The following is a 15,960-nucleotide window of genomic DNA, read 5'->3' on the forward strand; positions in this document are numbered from 1 at the left end:
CGCAAACCATGAGGTGGATGTGTCGAGTCTGCCTGCTGTGGTTGAGCTTTACCGCGATGTGCGGAGCGGATGAAACGCCGCAGGTACTCGAAGTGCTGACGCGTTCGGGCCTGGAGAACGTCCAGTTGCGGCTGGACGAGCAGGATCGCCAATGGTTGCGCGAGCATCCCGTCTTGCGTATGGGAGTTTCCGGGCCGGACTATCCTCCTTTCGAAATCACCCGCAATCAGCATGAGCTGGAAGGACTGACAGCCGATTACGCCGATCTGCTGGGGCAATTGCTTGGCGTCAGGATCGAAGTCCGACGCTTCAGCAACCGTGAGGCCGTGATGGCGGCTCTCAAGGACGGCGAACTGGATTTGTTGGGGACGTCCAACCATTTCGAAACCGCCGACCCGGAGATTGTTCTGTCCAGGGCCTATGCGGAAGATCAGCCGATGCTGGTGACCCGCGTCGATGATCCGCAACCGGCGCAACTCATTGGCAAACGCATCGCCATCGTCGAAGACTATCTGCCATTGTCCAGCGTGCAGAGGGTTTATCCGCTGGCCGATGTGCAGCGCTATCACTCAGCGATGGACGCGCTCGGTGCCGTGGCGTTCGGTACGGATGATGTCTACCTGGGCGATTTCATCAGCGCCAATTACCTGATCAACACCAATTATCGCAATGACCTGCAACTGGCCGGGCCGGCGGGCCTGGATGCCAACCCCTTCGGTTTTGCGCTGCAGCGCCGCGATGCGCGACTCAAGCGCATCATCGACAAGGCGCTCGTCGCGATTCCGATGGAGCGCCGCCAACGTATTGAACAGCGCTGGAGTGCAGGCCATGCCGACATGGCCGAACAGTCGCGGGTGCAACTCAGCGTCAGCGAACAGGCCTGGCTGGATCAACACCCACGCGTGAGGGTCGGCGTTATCGACGATTTTGCACCGCTGACGTTCTTTGACGCCGACGGCCGTTTAAGCGGGCTTTCAGCGCAACTGCTCAGTTTGATCAGTCAGCGCAGCGGGCTGAACTTCGACATCGTGCGCGGAACCTCGCTGGATCGCCAGATCGAGCAGCTCAAGGCCGGTGACATTGATGTGTTGCCCGTGGTGACGCCCAGCAGTGAGCGAGAGGCGGAGCTGCATTTTACCCGTGCCTATTTGAATAACCCGTTTGTGCTGGTAGGGGCTGCCACTGCACAGAGGCCGCCGACACTCGACGATCTGCAAGATAAACGGCTGGCAATTTATCGCGGGCACCCGTTGCGTGCCTATTTGGCCGCCCATGCCCCGCGAATTCGTCTGGTTGAAGTCAGCAGCCCGGCAGCCGGCATGGCGTTGATCGCCAAAGGGCAGGCTGAGGTAACAGTCAGTTCTTTGCTGGTGGCGCGTTATCTGATCGCTCGCCAATACCGTGAGCGTTTGCGTATCTATGGCACGGTGGGCGATCAACCGGCACGCATTGCTCTGGCGACGTCACCTCAGGCCACGGCACTGCACTCGATATTGAACAAGGCTTTGCTGAGTATTGCGCCGCAGCAAATGGATGAGTTGGTCGAGCGTTGGAGCCATGATGTCGTGGTCGAAGACAGCTATTGGTTGCGTCATCGCCGCGAAATTCTTCTGGGCTTTACCGGTGCGGCCGGCTTGCTGGTGCTGGCGCTGGTGTGGATCGGATTTCAGCGCTGGCAGATTCGCCAGCGTCAGCAATGGTTGCACCGTTTGCAGGAAGCCAAGGATGTCGCCGATGACGCCAATCGCGCCAAGAGCACGTTTCTGGCGACCATGAGCCATGAAATCCGGACACCGATGAACGCGTTGATCGGCATGCTGGAGCTGGCGCTGAAACGCGCTGAAGACGGCGTGACGGATCGCTTGGCCATACAGGTAGCGTCCAATGCCGGTCAACAATTGCTGGCATTGATCGGCGACATTCTCGACATTTCGCGAATTGAATCGGGGCATCTTGCGCTTGTCCCGGAGCGCGCCAATTTGCGTGAGTTGGTGCTCTCGATATGCCGGGTCTTCGAGGGTCTGGCACGGCAGAAACGCTTGCTCTGGTGCATTGATCTGGATGCGCGCAGTGACGTCGACGTGCAGATCGATCCAACGCGATTCAAGCAGGTGCTGTCGAACCTGCTGAGCAATGCGATCAAGTTCACCGAAGCAGGCGAAGTGAGGCTGCAGCTGAAACTGGCCACCAGCGCCAATCAGCGTCTGGCGGTATGCGTGATCATCGAGGACAGTGGCATCGGCATCAGCGCCGAGGATCAGCAACGGCTGTTCAGCCCGTTCGTCCAGGCTGGCAACAATCCTGGGGCGGCACGCAACGGCTCCGGACTGGGGTTGGTGATCAGTCGCAGTCTTTGCGAAATGATGGGCGGGACCTTGCACCTCGATAGCAAGCCTGGGGACGGAACGCGGGTTGAGGTCAGGCTCGATTTGCGGGTGTTGGAGGCACGGATGCCGAGTCCGGTGGTACCAGAAGCCGCCGTTGTACCTGCCCGCTCACTGAGCATTCTGGTAGTAGACGACCATCCGGTGAACCGCTTGTTGTTGTGCTGGCAATTAAGTGAACTCGGGCATCAAACGGTCGACACTGAGGATGGCGGGCAAGGTATGGAGCGCTGGAGGGCGCATCCTTTCGACGTGGTAATCACCGATTGCAACATGCCCCGCTGCAATGGCTATGATTTGACGCGGGCAATCCGTGATGAAGAGGCCGCGATCGACCGAACCCCGTGTCTGATCCTCGGCTTCACTGCCAACGCCCAGGCTGAAGAGCGCTTGCGCTGTTTCGAAGCGGGGATGGACGATTGCCTGTTCAAGCCGATCCGCTTGAATGATTTGCAGCAAGCCCTGGAAGGTTTCAGTCATGGCGACCATGAAAACGATTCGAACGGGCAGCCTGACCTGACGGAAATCGACCTCAGCGCGCTGGAGCAGATGGCCGGGAATGATCACGCGTTGATGGATCGCTTGCGCAGTGAAGTGTTGAACAGTCTGCGTGACGATCTGCAACGGCTTGATGAGTTGAGTCTCGAGCCGGACTGCAGCGGTTTGCGTGATCTGGCTCACCACATCAAGGGTGGTGCGCAAATGGTTGGCGCGGCGCGGCTGGTATCGGCGTGTGTTGACCTCGAACACACTTGCCGCGCGACAGAAACCGTGGCGATTGTCCCGGCCATCAACGTGTTGCGCGAAGCCATGCAGGGCCTCGCGCAACGCCTTCAGGCTTGAGCGATCAATCCCAGACCGGCGCAATGCCTTTCGGGCTGGTCAAACGATGGCCGCGATCCAGTGTGGCAATCAGGGCCATATCCGCATCACTCAATGTCATCGAGCAGGCGCCGAGATTGCTTTGCAGGTTGGCGCGCTTGGTCGACGATGGAATCACCGCATATCCCGATTGCATGGCCCAGGCGAGGGTGACCTGCGCCGGGGTGGCATGCAGGCGCTCGGCGATCTGCTGGATCAGCGGATCCTTCAAGACTTCGCCGTAAGCCAGGGTCATGTACGACGTGATCTGGATGCCCTGGCTTTGGGCGAACTCGACCACTTTGCGGTTTTGCAGATACGGGTGCAGCTCGATCTGGTTGGTCGCGATGTTCTCTGCGCCAATCGCAGCAATCGCCTGCTTCATCAAGTCGATGGTGAAGTTGGAAACACCGATCTGCCGGGTCAGACCCAAGCGCTTGGCCTCTAGCAAGGCGCCCATGAATTCTTCAACCGGCACTTGATCGTCTGGCGACGGCCAGTGGATCAGCGTCAGGTCGAGGTAGTCGGTTTGCAGTTTTTCCAGGCTCTCTTTAAGGCTTGCGATCAGACGATCCTGGGCGAAGTTAGCCACCCAGATCTTGCTGGTGATGAACAGTTCATCGCGCGCAATGCCGCTGCTGGCGATGGCTTGGCCGACGTCGGATTCGTTTTCGTAGATCTGCGCGGTATCGATGACTCGATAGCCGAGTTCCAGGGCAGTGCTGACCGAGTCGATGACCACTTGGCCTTGCAGACGAAACGTACCAAGACCGAAAGCGGGAACAGACATGAAGGACTCCAGGGATTGCTGTGGGAATGGTGTTAAGTATCTGCGCCTGCATCTGTGGGAAAAACCACTGTCGGGGCAAAGCAGTGTTGAACAAAAGTCATGAATTACTTTCAGGCCTGGTGTTGTCTGGACTGGCCCTGCTAACGATGAAGGCTTCGCCGATTAAGGCGAATGTCGCTGTGTTGGATTGATATAATTGTTCTGTATATAGAACGCTGAGATCGATTTTTGCAGTCTAGTGCATTAATCGTCTTGGATTTATGCTTAATCCATAGCGTCACTCACCCAAATGGAGACAACCATGAAGAACATCATTGGTATCTACACCAGCCCGCGCGGCCATTGGGTCGGCGATGGGTTCCCGGTTCGCACGCTGTTTTCCTACGACAACCTGGGCAAACACATCAGCCCGTTCCTGCTGCTCGATCACGCCGGCCCTGCCGATTTCACCGCGACCACCGAACGGCGTGGCGTGGGTCAGCATCCGCACCGTGGTTTCGAAACCGTGACCATCGTGTATGACGGCGAAGTGCAGCACCGCGATTCGACCGGCAGTGGCGGCGTCATCGGCCCGGGCGATGTGCAGTGGATGACCGCAGCTTCGGGGATCCTCCACGAGGAGTTTCACTCGGAAAACTTCGCCAAAACCGGCGGCAAACTGGAGATGGTGCAACTGTGGGTCAACCTGCCGGCCAAGGACAAAATGGCCGCGCCGGGCTATCAGACCATTCTCGACAGCGACATCCCGAACATCGCGCTCAAGGACAACGCCGGCAGCCTGCGTTTGATCGCCGGTGAGTTCGATGGCCACACCGGCCCGTCGCGCACCTTCACGCCTATCGACGTGTGGGATCTGCGCCTGAACGCCGGCAAGCCGCTGACCCTGGATCTGCACGAAGGACGCAACACCGCTTTGGTGGTGCTCAAAGGCTCGGTGCAGATCAACGCTGTGGAATCGGCGCGGGAAGGGCAGTTGGTGCTGTTTGAACGTGACGGTGATCAATTGACCCTCGAAGCCAGCCACGACGCGGTGGTGCTGCTGCTCAGCGGCGAGCCGATCGACGAACCGATCGTCGGCCATGGCCCGTTCGTGATGAACACCGAGCAGGAAATCCACCAGGCGTTCGCGGACTTCCAGTCGGGCCGCTTTGGTCAGATGCACGGATAATCCCGCCGCACCACAAAACCCCATATGGGAGCGAGACTGCTCGCTTCCATATGGGGTTTTTTTCTGTTTTTGCTTGCGGGTTCATCCGGCGAAATCAATTGCTCCTACACTTGCCCCAATCTGTGCGATCTTCTCGCGATTGGCCTTCGTCGGAGTTGTTTGATGCTGTCTCTGCTGACCGAACACCCGTTGTTTTGCGCGTTGATCCTGATTCTTCTCGATCTTGGTCTGTGGCGCCTGATCAGTTCCCATGGCAGCGAGTGGAAGTTGTTGGTGCGGGTGCTGATTTTTACCTTGTTCAGTGTGTTGCTGTTCAACGAAGGCCTCAACCCGATGGAGCCCGCACCGTGGGCCGACAACGTGCCGCTGCATCTGGCAGCAACCGGTTTGCAAATCGGCTGGTGGTTGTTCGGCGCACGGACTCTGACGGTGCTGATCGGTGCGGTGATGATGCAACGGGTCGGCCACACTGGACGGCTATTGCAGGACCTGCTCGGCGCGGTGATTTTTCTCATCGCGATCATTGCGGCGCTGGCCTACGTGCTGGATCTGCCGGTCAAAGGCGTGCTGGCGACGTCCGGGGCTCTGGCGATCATCGTTGGTCTGGCCCTGCAGAGCACGCTCAGCGATGTGTTTTCCGGGATCGTCCTCAACACCACCAAGCCTTATCAACTGGATGACTGGATTTCCATCGACGGCACGGAAGGTCGGGTCACCGACATCGACTGGCGTGCCACGCGTCTGCAAACCAGTCAGGGCAGCATGGCAGTGATCCCCAATTCGCTCGCGGCCAAGGCCAAGATCATCAACTTCAGTCGTCCGAGCAACATGTTCGGCGTCTCGGTCTGTGTGCAGGTCAGCCCCCATGCGCGGCCCAGTTCGGTGATCGATGCGCTGGAGCGGGCGATGCAGGGCTGTCGGCAATTGCTCGACACGCCTGCGCCGAGCGTCGCGCTGAAAAGCGCCGCAAGCAGCGGTGCGGAGTACGAGATCAGTGGTTTTGTCGCCTCGATGGGCGAGAAGCGGGCCGTGCGCAATCAACTGTTCGATCTGGCGTTCCGACACTTGCAGGCGTCCGGGGTCAATCTGCTGTCGAGCAATGAAACCAGTGTGCCAAGCAACCTGTCGCGACCACGCGCGTTGCTCGACAGTTCGCCGATTTTCTCGACATTGCGCCAGGAAGAGAAAGACACCTTCAGCCAGAACATGAGCCTGAAAACCTTCCGTGCCGGGGAGATCATTCTGGCCGGCGGCGAGGTCAGCGATCACCTGTTCATCATTGAGTCCGGCGTGGTTTCGGTGACCCTCAAGCGTCACGGCACGCCTTTCGAATCCGGGCGTATGGGGCCGGGCGAGGTGATCGGCGAGGCGGGGATTCTTTCAGACACTTCTTTGCCGGCAGACTTTTCGGCGAAAACTTTCTGCGTGCTCTATCGCATCGAAAAGTCCTACCTCAAGCCGTGCCTCGATGCCCGTCACGACATCAACGACGCGATGCAGGCGTTGCTCGATTATCGCCTGCACAAGGCGCAGTCCCTGACTGAGGAAGCACCGGTTGTGGTGGCGAAAAAAGGTTTCCTGCAATGGCTGCGCAACCGCGCCTGAGTCTTACAGGTGGCCGGCGAGTTTCTGCTCCAGGAGCAGACGCACTTGCGGCCACTCGTCGTCGATGATGCTGAAGCGCACCGAGTTGCGCTTGCGCCCGTCCGGCATGTTACGCCGCAGCCGGCCGATCCGATGCAACCGCCGCGACGATCAGGAGGTCACAATTTTCACAGCCCACGGGCAGGAGCCTCCGCCGATGAAAAACCTGCGAATCGCGACTTATAACGTCAACGGTTTACGCGCACGTTTGCCGAACTTGCTGGATTGGCTCAAGCGCGAGCAACCGGACATCGCTTGCTTGCAAGAACTTAAATCAGTCGACACGGCATTCCCCGCCGCCGAAGTGGAGGCCGCCGGATACGGCGCGATCTGGCAAGGGCAGGCGGCGTGGAACGGCGTGGCGATTCTCGCCCGTGACGCGCAACCGCTGGAGAGCCGCCGTGGACTGCCGGGCGATCCCGATGACAAGCACAGTCGTTATCTGGAAGCGGCAGTGCACGGCGTGCTGGTCGGTTGCCTCTACTTGCCCAACGGCAACCCGCAACCGGGGCCGAAATTCGATTACAAACTGGCGTGGTTCGAGCGGTTGATCAGCCACGCAAAAGACCTGCAGAGCAGCGATCATCCGGTGGTGCTTGCCGGCGATTACAACGTCGTGCCCACCGACATGGATATTTACAACACCCGCTCCTGGCTCAAGGACGCCTTGCTTCAACCCGAAAGCCGAGAGTGTTACCAGCGTTTGCTCGATCAAGGCTGGACCGATTCGCTACGCCATCTGTATCCCGAAGATCGCCTCTATACCTTTTGGGATTACTTCCGCCAGCACTGGCAAACCAACTCCGGTTTGCGCATCGACCATCTGTTGCTCAATCCGGCGCTGAGCCCTTATCTGCATGAGGCCGGAGTAGACGCCTGGGTGCGTAATGAGCCGCACGCCAGTGACCATGCACCGACGTGGATTCGTATTGGTTCACGCAAGAAACGCTAGCAGGCGATTGGCGAAATCAATTGTCGAGAACGCGGCTGAATCCCGTATACATGGCGACCATCAACGCAGTGACCTGCGGCCCCATGCATAAGGATCGAGCAATGAGTGAGCCACGCCTGACGAATCTGAAGTTGTACCTGCAACGCCTGGGTTTCGATACGCCGCCGGCACCGACGCTGGAGACTTTGCGTCAGTTGCAGTTGCGCCACACCGGCGTATTTCCATTCGAGAATCTGGCAACGGTGACCGGGGCGCCGGTGTTGATCGATCTGCCGTCCATCGAAGACAAAGTTCTGCTCGGTGGACGCGGCGGTTACTGCTATGAGCTCAATCACCTGTTCTTTGCCCTATTACTTGAGCTGGGCTTCGACGCCCGGGCGATCAGCGGGCGTGTCGTGATGAATCAGCCCGAAGGCAGTTGGACGGCGCGCACGCACCGCTTGAGCCTTGTGACCCTCGACGGCGTACGCTACATCACCGACGTCGGCTTCGGAGGCATGGTGCCCACCGCGCCACTGCTGCTCGACAGCGAAGCCGAGCAAAGCACCCCGCACGAACCCTATCGCATCGAAAAGCAGGCGGATGGCTACATGCTGCGCGCCAAGGTCGCGGGTGAGTGGCGGGCGATGTACCTGTTCGACCTGCAGCGCCAGGAAGACATTGATTACACGATTGGCAACTGGTACGTCTCGACCCATCCGCAATCGCCGTTCGCCCAGCGGCTGATGGCCGCGCGCACGGGCGATGGCTGGCGCAAGACATTGAACAACGGCAGCTTCGCGATCCACCGCATGGGTGCGAGCAGCGAACGGTGCGAAGTCACCGACGTTTCGGCGCTGATCGAGTTGTTGGCGCAGGAGTTCGAGATTCACCTGCCAGACTCGCCGCATTTAAGGCATTCCCTTGAGCGGGTGATTGCTCCGCTCTGAGCCTAAGGCTTGGCGTCGGGCTCCAGTAGCCCACGGATTTCCCCGGCCGCTGCCGACAGTCGTTTCTCAAGACTCTTGAGGTCGGCGGCGGTAATGCCTTTCTTCAATTGCGCCGAATGCGCGGCCTGTTCTTGCGGGTCGTGATCCAGCAAGGCATGGCGCAGCGTGTTGTTGATCACCGTCTGATAACCGAAACCCTCGCTTTCCGCCACGGTCCGCGCCGCGTCGATGACGGCGTCGTCAAGCATGATGGTGATACGGGTCTTGCCCTTGTTTGACGCCACGGCGCCACGTTTGCCTTGGGAAAAGTCATATTCGTCTTTCATCGGTCATGCCTCCAGAAAATACGCGCAACGTTCGCTCGGTGTGGCGACGCGTGCAGAAATGGTTCGAATGACATTCGCTTCGCGGTAACTGTACGCAACGACCAATAAGCGTCCTTTGCTATCGAGGCCGAGGGTGATCCAGCGCTGCTCGTCATGGTCGTTGTCCTCGATCATCAGTGCTCGTTCGTCGTGAAAGACCGCTTCGGTCTCGGCAAGGCTGACGCCTTTGTGCTTGAGTCTGTTGGCCGCGTTCTTGCTTTTGTCGTATTGAATTTCGATTGACTGCATTATGCATACTTTATATGTATAAAAAAGGGCGCGACCGCACCGTCGGTCGCCGTGAACACTTCAGCGTAGTGGGGACAGGCGCGGACGCCGGAGGGGATGTGTTGCCGGATTTGTGGGGGATGGAAGGCGCAGGTTAGAAGGTTGGGTGGCTACCTATCCATTTTGTGACTGATAAGTTGTATACAACTCTATGGACATTTGTCACGAGTATTGAATACAGTGTGCGCATAACAAAAACCAGGGAACCCCCCACCATGAAAACGCCCCATGTTTCACACCAACGGCCCGAGGACGAGAATCTCGGGGTCGGCGCGAATATGGCTTACGGCCTGCAACATGTTCTGACCATGTATGGCGGTATCGTCGCGGTGCCACTGATCATCGGTCAGGCTGCCGGGTTGTCGCCGGCGGACATTGGTTTGCTGATTGCTGCTTCATTGTTTGCGGGGGGGCTGGCGACACTGCTGCAAACCCTGGGCCTGCCGTTTTTTGGCTGTCAGTTGCCGCTGGTTCAGGGCGTGTCGTTCTCCGGCGTGGCGACCATGGTCGCGATCGTCAGCAGCGGCGGGGAGGGTGGCTTCCAGTCGGTGCTTGGCGCCGTCATCGCGGCATCGCTGATCGGCTTGTTGATCACGCCGGTGTTCTCGCGCATTACCAAGTTCTTCCCGCCATTGGTGACCGGTATCGTCATCACCACCATCGGCCTGACGCTGATGCCGGTGGCTGCACGCTGGGCGATGGGTGGCAACAGCCACGCGCCGGACTTCGGCAGTATGCAAAACATCGGTCTGGCGGCGGTCACGCTGGTGCTGGTGTTGCTGCTGAGCAAGGTTGGCAGTTCGACCATCTCGCGTCTGTCGATCCTGTTGGCCATGGTGATCGGTACGGTGCTGGCGGTGTTCCTCGGTATGGCGGATTTCTCCAACGTCACCACCGGGCCGATGTTCGGCTTCCCGACGCCGTTCCACTTCGGCATGCCGACCTTCCACTTCGCGGCGATCCTGTCGATGTGCATCGTGGTCATGGTGACCTTGGTGGAAACCTCGGCGGACATCCTGGCGGTCGGTGAAATCATCGGCACCAAGGTTGACTCCAAGCGTCTTGGCAACGGCCTGCGTGCCGACATGCTGTCGAGCATGTTTGCGCCGATCTTTGGTTCGTTCACGCAGAGCGCCTTCGCCCAGAACGTCGGGCTGGTGGCAGTGACCGGAATCAAGAGCCGTTACGTGGTGGCCACCGGCGGTGTGTTCCTGGTGATCCTCGGCCTGCTGCCGTTCATGGGCCGGGTGATTGCGGCGGTGCCGACATCGGTGCTCGGTGGCGCCGGTATCGTGCTGTTCGGCACGGTGGCAGCCAGCGGTATCCGCACGCTGTCGAAGGTTGATTATCGCAACAACGTCAACCTGATCATCGTCGCCACCTCGATCGGCTTCGGCATGATCCCGATTGCCGCGCCGAACTTCTACGATCACTTCCCAAGCTGGTTCGCGACCATTTTCCACTCGGGCATCAGCTCGTCGGCGATCATGGCGATTCTGCTCAACCTGGCGTTCAACCACTTCACCGCTGGCAACTCGGATCAGCAGTCGGTGTTTGCGGCAGCGGAAGAGCGGACTCTGCGTTATCGCGATCTGGATGCGCTGCGCGAAGGCGACTACTTCAGTGACGGCAAACTGCACGACTGCGACGGCAATGAAGTGCCGGTGATTGAGCCGGATGACCATGATCATGGGCATGGCGCGCCGAAAGTGCAGGTGAAAAGCAGCGAGCATGTCTGACTGCTGTAGCTGAATGTAAAAGGGCCGATCTGTTAATCAGATCGGCCCTTTTTGTTTGAAGATCAAAAGATCGCAGCCTTCGGCAGCTCCTACACAGGTCTCATTTTCCGCCCATTTTGCGGATGACGCTGAACCTGTAGGAGCTGCCGAAGGCTGCGATCTTTTGATCTTTTCGAACGCCCACAAAAAAGCCCCTGAATCTTTCAATTCAGGGGCTTTGCTATTTGGCTCCACAACCTGGACTCGAACCAGGGACCCAATGATTAACAGTCATTTGCTCTACCAACTGAGCTATTGCGGAATTGGTGCGTATGTTACTGATTCAAAAAGAGAAGTCAAGCGTCAGGTGCAAAAAACTGCGATTCGTCAGGACAGACGGTGATTTGTCAGCGATTGGCGATTACCAGAACTGTCTGAGAGGTCTACCATGGCCGCCCGGAAGTGGTCACACGCGCTGCCGGCCATTCGCCGAAAAGGTACGCGCCATGAAACTTTCTGCCCGTAACAACGAGGTGTTCGCATGAGCACCACGCAAATCAGCCTGCCCAAAGGGGTAGGGCCGCACGCCGAGAAACTCTTCGAGGCCATCACCCAGGCCAGCACTGCCGAGGAATTGAACCGCGCCGGTGGCAAGGCCGAAGGGTTCGTCCTTGGGCTGGAAAGCACTAAGGCGATCAAAAGCCAGGTCGCCGAATCGCTGTACGTCGTTTATGACGATGCGGCCGCTCAGCGCGCGACCGAACTGGCTTAACTGCCGAAGGTAATCGTGCCGAGGATTAGTTTGGCGTAGGCCGCGGTGGCCGCCAGTTGCACCAGCCACAGGGCCAGGCCACCGAGAAACACCCCGGCCGCGACTTGCAGCACCAGGCTTTTTTCGCGTTTGGCCGAGGCGCGCGGGATGAAATCATCCAGATCGTCACGGTCGGCGCGCAGGTTGTCATTTTTCATTGGGCTTCTCACAAAGTACTCGGATAAACACAAAACCCTGTAGGCCTTCGCCTGCTCGCGATAGCAGTGTGTCAGACAGTGATGCTTCGGCTGACAGGGCGCTATCGCGAGCAGGCGAAGGCCTACAGTTTTTGATTTGTGTGCAGTTTAGAGGGAATGTTGCATTCCTTTGGACAAATAAAAAACGGGAAGCCCCAAGGCTTCCCGTTTTTTCATAACGCAGCGAAATCAGATGACCTGAACGATCGCATCCGTTACCGCCTTGATGTTGCTCTGGTTCAGCGCCGCCACGCAGATGCGGCCGGTGTCCAGCGCGTAGATGCCGAACTCGTTGCGCAGGCGATGCACTTGTTCGGTGGTCAGGCCCGAGTAGGAGAACATGCCGCGCTGACGGCCGACGAAGCTGAAGTCGCGACCTGGCGCTTTTTCCGCCAGCAGGGCAACCATCTGCTCGCGCATGCCGCGAATACGCAGGCGCATTTCAGCCAGCTCGGCTTCCCACTGCGCACGCAGCTCCGGGCTGTTCAACACCGCTGCAACGATGCTTGCACCGTGGGTTGGCGGGTTGGAGTAGTTGGTGCGGATCACGCGTTTGACTTGCGACAGCACGCGCGCGCTTTCTTCTTTCGATTCGCTGATGATCGACAGGGCGCCAACGCGCTCGCCATACAGCGAGAACGACTTGGAGAACGAGCTCGAGACGAAGAAAGTCAGACCGGATTCAGCGAACAGACGCACGGCAGCGGCGTCTTCGTCGATACCGTCGCCGAAACCCTGATAAGCCATATCGAGGAACGGCACGTGACCTTTGGCGCGGACCACTTCCAGCACGTTGTTCCAGTCTGCCGGTGTCAGGTCGACGCCGGTCGGGTTGTGGCAGCAAGCGTGGAGGATAACGATCGAGCCGTTCGGCAGGGCGTTCAGGTCTTCGAGCATGCCAGCACGATTGACGTCGTGGGTGGCAGCGTCGTAGTAGCGGTAGTTTTGCACTGGGAAACCAGCGGTTTCGAACAGTGCGCGGTGGTTTTCCCAGCTTGGGTCGCTGATCGCCACGACGGCGTTCGGCAGCAGTTGCTTGAGGAAGTCAGCACCGATTTTCAGTGCGCCGGTTCCGCCGACGGCCTGAGTGGTGATGACGCGACCGGCGCTGATCAGCGGCGAGTCGTTGCCGAACAGCAGCTTTTGCACGGCCTGGTCGTAGGCAGCGATGCCATCGATCGGCAGGTAACCGCGCGAAGCGTGTTGAGCGACGCGAATCGTCTCGGCTTCGATAACAGCGCGCAGAAGTGGAATTCGCCCCTCTTCGTTGCAGTAAACGCCAACGCCCAGGTTGACCTTGGTGGTCCGGGTATCGGCGTTGAATGCTTCGTTGAGGCCCAGGATTGGATCGCGGGGTGCCATTTCGACAGCGGAGAACAGGCTCATTATTACGGCGGCTCTGAATGGAGTGTGGAGGGACGTGTCGCGCTCCAGCCGAATGCACTAGAGCGGTGCACAAACGGGGAGCTAGTATAGAGGCCATCTGCGAGCAATGGCGACAGGCGATTCGGCTTTTCAGGCAAGTTTTTACGATTATTTCTTGACCGTTAGTCGATTGGCCGTGTCAGAGACTTTACCGGATGTAGGACGTTTGCCTTGAAAGGAGAGGCAATCGCCACCACATTGAGCACAATCCAGGTTTTTTCTTGCGCGACACCGGTCGTTTGCGGTCGTCCCCGTGGTGCTCCGCTTTGCTCGGAACGCCATGATTCCAGAGGTGTATATGTCCGAATTCCAGCTCGTCACCCGCTTCGAGCCCGCCGGCGATCAACCGGAAGCCATTCGCCAATTGGTGGAGGGTATCGAAGCCGGGCTGGCGCACCAGACGCTGCTCGGTGTGACCGGCTCGGGCAAGACCTTCAGCATTGCCAACGTCATCTCGCAGATTCAGCGTCCGACGCTGGTGCTGGCGCCGAACAAAACCCTCGCGGCGCAGTTGTACGGCGAGTTCAAGGCGTTCTTCCCGAACAACGCCGTCGAATACTTCGTTTCCTACTACGACTACTACCAGCCCGAAGCGTATGTGCCGTCGTCCGACACCTTCATCGAGAAGGATGCGTCGATCAACGACCACATCGAGCAGATGCGCCTGTCCGCGACCAAAGCGCTGCTGGAGCGCAAGGACGCGATCATCGTCACCACGGTGTCGTGCATCTACGGTCTGGGTAGCCCGGAAACCTATCTGAAGATGGTCTTGCACGTCGATCGCGGCGACAAACTCGATCAGCGCGCACTGCTGCGGCGCTTGGCCGACCTGCAATACACCCGCAACGACATGGATTTTGCCCGCGCGACCTTCCGCGTGCGTGGCGATGTGATCGACATTTACCCGGCGGAATCCGATCTGGAGGCGATCCGCATCGAGCTGTTCGATGACGAGGTCGAAAGTATTTCCGCGTTTGACCCGCTGACCGGCGAAGTCATCCGCAAGATGCCGCGTTTCACGTTCTATCCGAAAAGTCACTATGTGACGCCACGGGAAACCCTGCTCGACGCCATCGAACACATCAAGGTCGAACTGCAGGAACGCCTCGAATATCTGCGCAGCAACAACAAGCTGGTCGAAGCTCAGCGCCTTGAGCAACGCACGCGTTTCGACCTGGAAATGATTCTCGAGCTGGGTTACTGCAACGGCATCGAAAACTACTCGCGCTACCTGTCCGGGCGTCCGGCCGGTGCGGCGCCGCCAACGCTCTACGATTACCTGCCAGCGGATGCCTTGCTGGTGATCGACGAATCCCACGTCAGCGTGCCGCAGGTCGGCGCGATGTATAAGGGCGACCGTTCGCGTAAGGAAACCCTCGTCGAGTATGGCTTCCGTCTGCCGTCAGCGCTGGATAACCGGCCAATGCGTTTTGACGAGTGGGAAGGGGTCAGCCCGCAGACCATTTTCGTCTCGGCGACGCCGGGCAACTACGAAGCCGAGCATGCCGGACGCGTGGTCGAGCAACTGGTGCGTCCTACCGGCCTGGTCGATCCGCAGATTGAAGTGCGTCCGGCGCTGACGCAGGTCGACGATCTGCTGTCGGAAATCTCCAAGCGCGTGGCGATCGAAGAGCGCGTGCTGGTCACTACGCTGACCAAGCGCATGGCCGAAGACCTCACCGATTACCTTGCCGATCATGGCGTGCGCGTGCGTTATTTGCACTCGGACATCGATACGGTTGAGCGCGTCGAAATCATCCGCGACCTGCGCCTTGGCACGTTCGATGTGCTGGTCGGCATCAACCTTCTGCGTGAAGGTCTGGACATGCCGGAAGTGTCGCTGGTGGCGATTCTCGACGCCGACAAGGAAGGCTTCCTCCGTTCCGAACGCTCGTTGATCCAGACCATCGGCCGCGCGGCGCGTAACCTCAATGGTCGGGCGATTCTTTACGCTGATCGTATGACCGGTTCGATGGAGCGGGCGATTGGCGAGACCGAGCGTCGTCGCGACAAGCAGATCGCGTTCAACCTGGAAAACGGCATCACCCCGAAAGGCGTATTCAAGGACGTCGCCGACATCATGGAAGGCGCCACCGTGCCGGGCTCGCGCAGCAAGAAGCGCAAGGGCATGGCCAAAGCCGCCGAAGAGAACGCCAAGTACGAAGCCGAATTGCGCTCGCCGAGCGAGATCACCAAGCGCATTCGCGCGCTGGAAGAGAAGATGTATCAGCTGGCGCGGGATCTGGAGTTTGAAGCGGCGGCACAGATGCGTGATGAGATTGCCAAACTGCGCGAGCGGCTTTTGGCGGTTTGATTTGTGCTGTCTGGTCGGGCCTCATCGCTGGCAAGCCAGCTCCCACAGGTTTCTTTGGTGTTCACAAAATTTGTGTTCACCATCAATCCCTGTGGGAGCTGGCTTGCCAGCGAT

At 58.9% G+C, this 15,960-nt stretch carries 13 protein-coding genes, 1 tRNA gene and 1 pseudogene; 8 read left to right on the top strand and 7 right to left on the bottom strand.

Annotated features, from left to right (window positions below):
• Positions 1-8 precede the first annotated feature (8 nt).
• On the top strand, positions 9-3,227 hold the full coding sequence (locus tag EJA71_RS04275; protein ID WP_158954597.1) for a transporter substrate-binding domain-containing protein: 3,219 nt from the start codon (positions 9-11) through the stop codon (positions 3,225-3,227).
• A 4-nt stretch (positions 3,228-3,231) separates the two neighbouring features.
• On the opposite strand, the gene dkgB is transcribed toward EJA71_RS04275, so the two are convergent.
• Positions 3,232-4,035, bottom strand: coding sequence for a 2,5-didehydrogluconate reductase DkgB (dkgB, locus tag EJA71_RS04280; RefSeq protein ID WP_158954599.1), 804 nt, complete (start codon positions 4,033-4,035; stop codon positions 3,232-3,234).
• A gap of 301 nt (positions 4,036-4,336) precedes the next feature.
• Here dkgB and EJA71_RS04285 point away from each other — a divergent pair, with 301 nt between their 5' ends.
• Both EJA71_RS04285 and EJA71_RS04290 read left to right on the top strand, forming a co-directional pair.
• Complete coding sequence (locus tag EJA71_RS04285; protein ID WP_158954601.1) at positions 4,337-5,203, top strand: pirin family protein; 867 nt, start codon at positions 4,337-4,339, stop codon at positions 5,201-5,203.
• 162 nt (positions 5,204-5,365) lie between these two features.
• Entirely contained in the window at positions 5,366-6,808 is a 1,443-nt protein-coding gene (locus tag EJA71_RS04290) for a mechanosensitive ion channel family protein (RefSeq protein WP_158954603.1), read from the top strand.
• A gap of 3 nt (positions 6,809-6,811) precedes the next feature.
• Here EJA71_RS04290 and EJA71_RS04295 read toward each other — a convergent pair.
• Positions 6,812-6,937 (bottom strand): annotated as a pseudogene (locus tag EJA71_RS04295) (GNAT family N-acetyltransferase); the annotation flags it as partial.
• Between the two features lie 67 nt (positions 6,938-7,004).
• Here EJA71_RS04295 and EJA71_RS04300 point away from each other — a divergent pair.
• Together EJA71_RS04300 and EJA71_RS04305 are read left to right on the top strand one after the other, a co-directional pair.
• On the top strand, positions 7,005-7,799 hold the full coding sequence (locus tag EJA71_RS04300; RefSeq protein ID WP_158954605.1) for an exodeoxyribonuclease III: 795 nt from the start codon (positions 7,005-7,007) through the stop codon (positions 7,797-7,799).
• Positions 7,800-7,900: 101 nt separating this feature from the next.
• A complete protein-coding gene (locus tag EJA71_RS04305; protein ID WP_158954607.1) occupies positions 7,901-8,728 on the top strand; it encodes an arylamine N-acetyltransferase in 828 nt (275 codons plus the stop codon).
• A gap of 2 nt (positions 8,729-8,730) precedes the next feature.
• Here the strand turns inward: EJA71_RS04305 and EJA71_RS04310 are convergent, their stop codons facing one another.
• On the bottom strand, positions 8,731-9,054 hold the full coding sequence (locus tag EJA71_RS04310) for a BrnA antitoxin family protein (RefSeq protein WP_158954609.1): 324 nt from the start codon (positions 9,052-9,054) through the stop codon (positions 8,731-8,733).
• A gap of 3 nt (positions 9,055-9,057) precedes the next feature.
• On the bottom strand, positions 9,058-9,342 hold the full coding sequence (locus tag EJA71_RS04315; protein ID WP_158954611.1) for a BrnT family toxin: 285 nt from the start codon (positions 9,340-9,342) through the stop codon (positions 9,058-9,060).
• Positions 9,343-9,596: 254 nt separating this feature from the next.
• On the opposite strand from EJA71_RS04315, the gene EJA71_RS04320 reads away from it, so the two are divergent.
• Positions 9,597-11,120 carry a nucleobase:cation symporter-2 family protein gene (locus EJA71_RS04320; protein WP_158954613.1) on the top strand — a complete coding sequence of 508 codons (1,524 nt, stop codon included), beginning with the start codon at positions 9,597-9,599 and terminating at the stop codon, positions 11,118-11,120.
• Positions 11,121-11,345: 225 nt separating this feature from the next.
• On the opposite strand, the gene EJA71_RS04325 is transcribed toward EJA71_RS04320, so the two are convergent.
• Positions 11,346-11,421: transfer RNA gene (locus EJA71_RS04325), tRNA-Asn, on the bottom strand.
• A 219-nt stretch (positions 11,422-11,640) separates the two neighbouring features.
• Here EJA71_RS04325 and EJA71_RS04330 point away from each other — a divergent pair.
• On the top strand, positions 11,641-11,871 hold the full coding sequence (locus EJA71_RS04330; protein WP_095188340.1) for a hypothetical protein: 231 nt from the start codon (positions 11,641-11,643) through the stop codon (positions 11,869-11,871).
• Here the strand turns inward: EJA71_RS04330 and EJA71_RS04335 are convergent.
• Both EJA71_RS04335 and EJA71_RS04340 read right to left on the bottom strand, forming a co-directional pair.
• The gene (locus EJA71_RS04335) at positions 11,868-12,068 is read right to left on the bottom strand and encodes a hypothetical protein (protein ID WP_158954615.1); all 201 of its coding nucleotides are present in this window, start codon (positions 12,066-12,068) and stop codon (positions 11,868-11,870) included. The two genes, EJA71_RS04330 and EJA71_RS04335, sit on opposite strands and share 4 nt — an antisense overlap.
• 228 nt (positions 12,069-12,296) lie before the next feature.
• Entirely contained in the window at positions 12,297-13,493 is a 1,197-nt protein-coding gene (locus EJA71_RS04340; RefSeq protein ID WP_158954617.1) for an amino acid aminotransferase, read from the bottom strand.
• Between the two features lie 337 nt (positions 13,494-13,830).
• On the opposite strand from EJA71_RS04340, the gene uvrB reads away from it, so the two are divergent.
• Positions 13,831-15,846: an excinuclease ABC subunit UvrB gene (uvrB, locus tag EJA71_RS04345; RefSeq protein WP_008083013.1), complete on the top strand. Its 2,016-nt coding sequence runs from the start codon at positions 13,831-13,833 to the stop codon at positions 15,844-15,846.
• Positions 15,847-15,960 lie beyond the last annotated feature (114 nt).

This window comes from Pseudomonas sp. PB106, from assembly GCF_009764645.1.
Classification (GTDB): Bacteria; Pseudomonadota; Gammaproteobacteria; order Pseudomonadales; family Pseudomonadaceae; genus Aquipseudomonas.

What these genes read in the sequence shown, in the direction of transcription:
- EJA71_RS04305 (WP_158954607.1), top strand. Translation starts at nt 7,901, where the DNA reads ATGAGTGAGCCACGCCTGACGAATCTGAAGTTGTACCTGCAACGCCTG.
- EJA71_RS04300 (WP_158954605.1), top strand. Translation starts at nt 7,005, where the DNA reads ATGAAAAACCTGCGAATCGCGACTTATAACGTCAACGGTTTACGCGCA.
- EJA71_RS04340 (WP_158954617.1), bottom strand. Translation starts at nt 13,493, where the DNA reads ATGAGCCTGTTCTCCGCTGTCGAAATGGCACCCCGCGATCCAATCCTG.
- EJA71_RS04275 (WP_158954597.1), top strand. Translation starts at nt 9, where the DNA reads ATGAGGTGGATGTGTCGAGTCTGCCTGCTGTGGTTGAGCTTTACCGCG.
- EJA71_RS04285 (WP_158954601.1), top strand. Translation starts at nt 4,337, where the DNA reads ATGAAGAACATCATTGGTATCTACACCAGCCCGCGCGGCCATTGGGTC.
- EJA71_RS04330 (WP_095188340.1), top strand. Translation starts at nt 11,641, where the DNA reads ATGAGCACCACGCAAATCAGCCTGCCCAAAGGGGTAGGGCCGCACGCC.
- EJA71_RS04315 (WP_158954611.1), bottom strand. Translation starts at nt 9,342, where the DNA reads ATGCAGTCAATCGAAATTCAATACGACAAAAGCAAGAACGCGGCCAAC.
- dkgB (WP_158954599.1), bottom strand. Translation starts at nt 4,035, where the DNA reads ATGTCTGTTCCCGCTTTCGGTCTTGGTACGTTTCGTCTGCAAGGCCAA.
- uvrB (WP_008083013.1), top strand. Translation starts at nt 13,831, where the DNA reads ATGTCCGAATTCCAGCTCGTCACCCGCTTCGAGCCCGCCGGCGATCAA.
- EJA71_RS04290 (WP_158954603.1), top strand. Translation starts at nt 5,366, where the DNA reads ATGCTGTCTCTGCTGACCGAACACCCGTTGTTTTGCGCGTTGATCCTG.
- EJA71_RS04310 (WP_158954609.1), bottom strand. Translation starts at nt 9,054, where the DNA reads ATGAAAGACGAATATGACTTTTCCCAAGGCAAACGTGGCGCCGTGGCG.
- EJA71_RS04335 (WP_158954615.1), bottom strand. Translation starts at nt 12,068, where the DNA reads ATGAAAAATGACAACCTGCGCGCCGACCGTGACGATCTGGATGATTTC.
- EJA71_RS04320 (WP_158954613.1), top strand. Translation starts at nt 9,597, where the DNA reads ATGAAAACGCCCCATGTTTCACACCAACGGCCCGAGGACGAGAATCTC.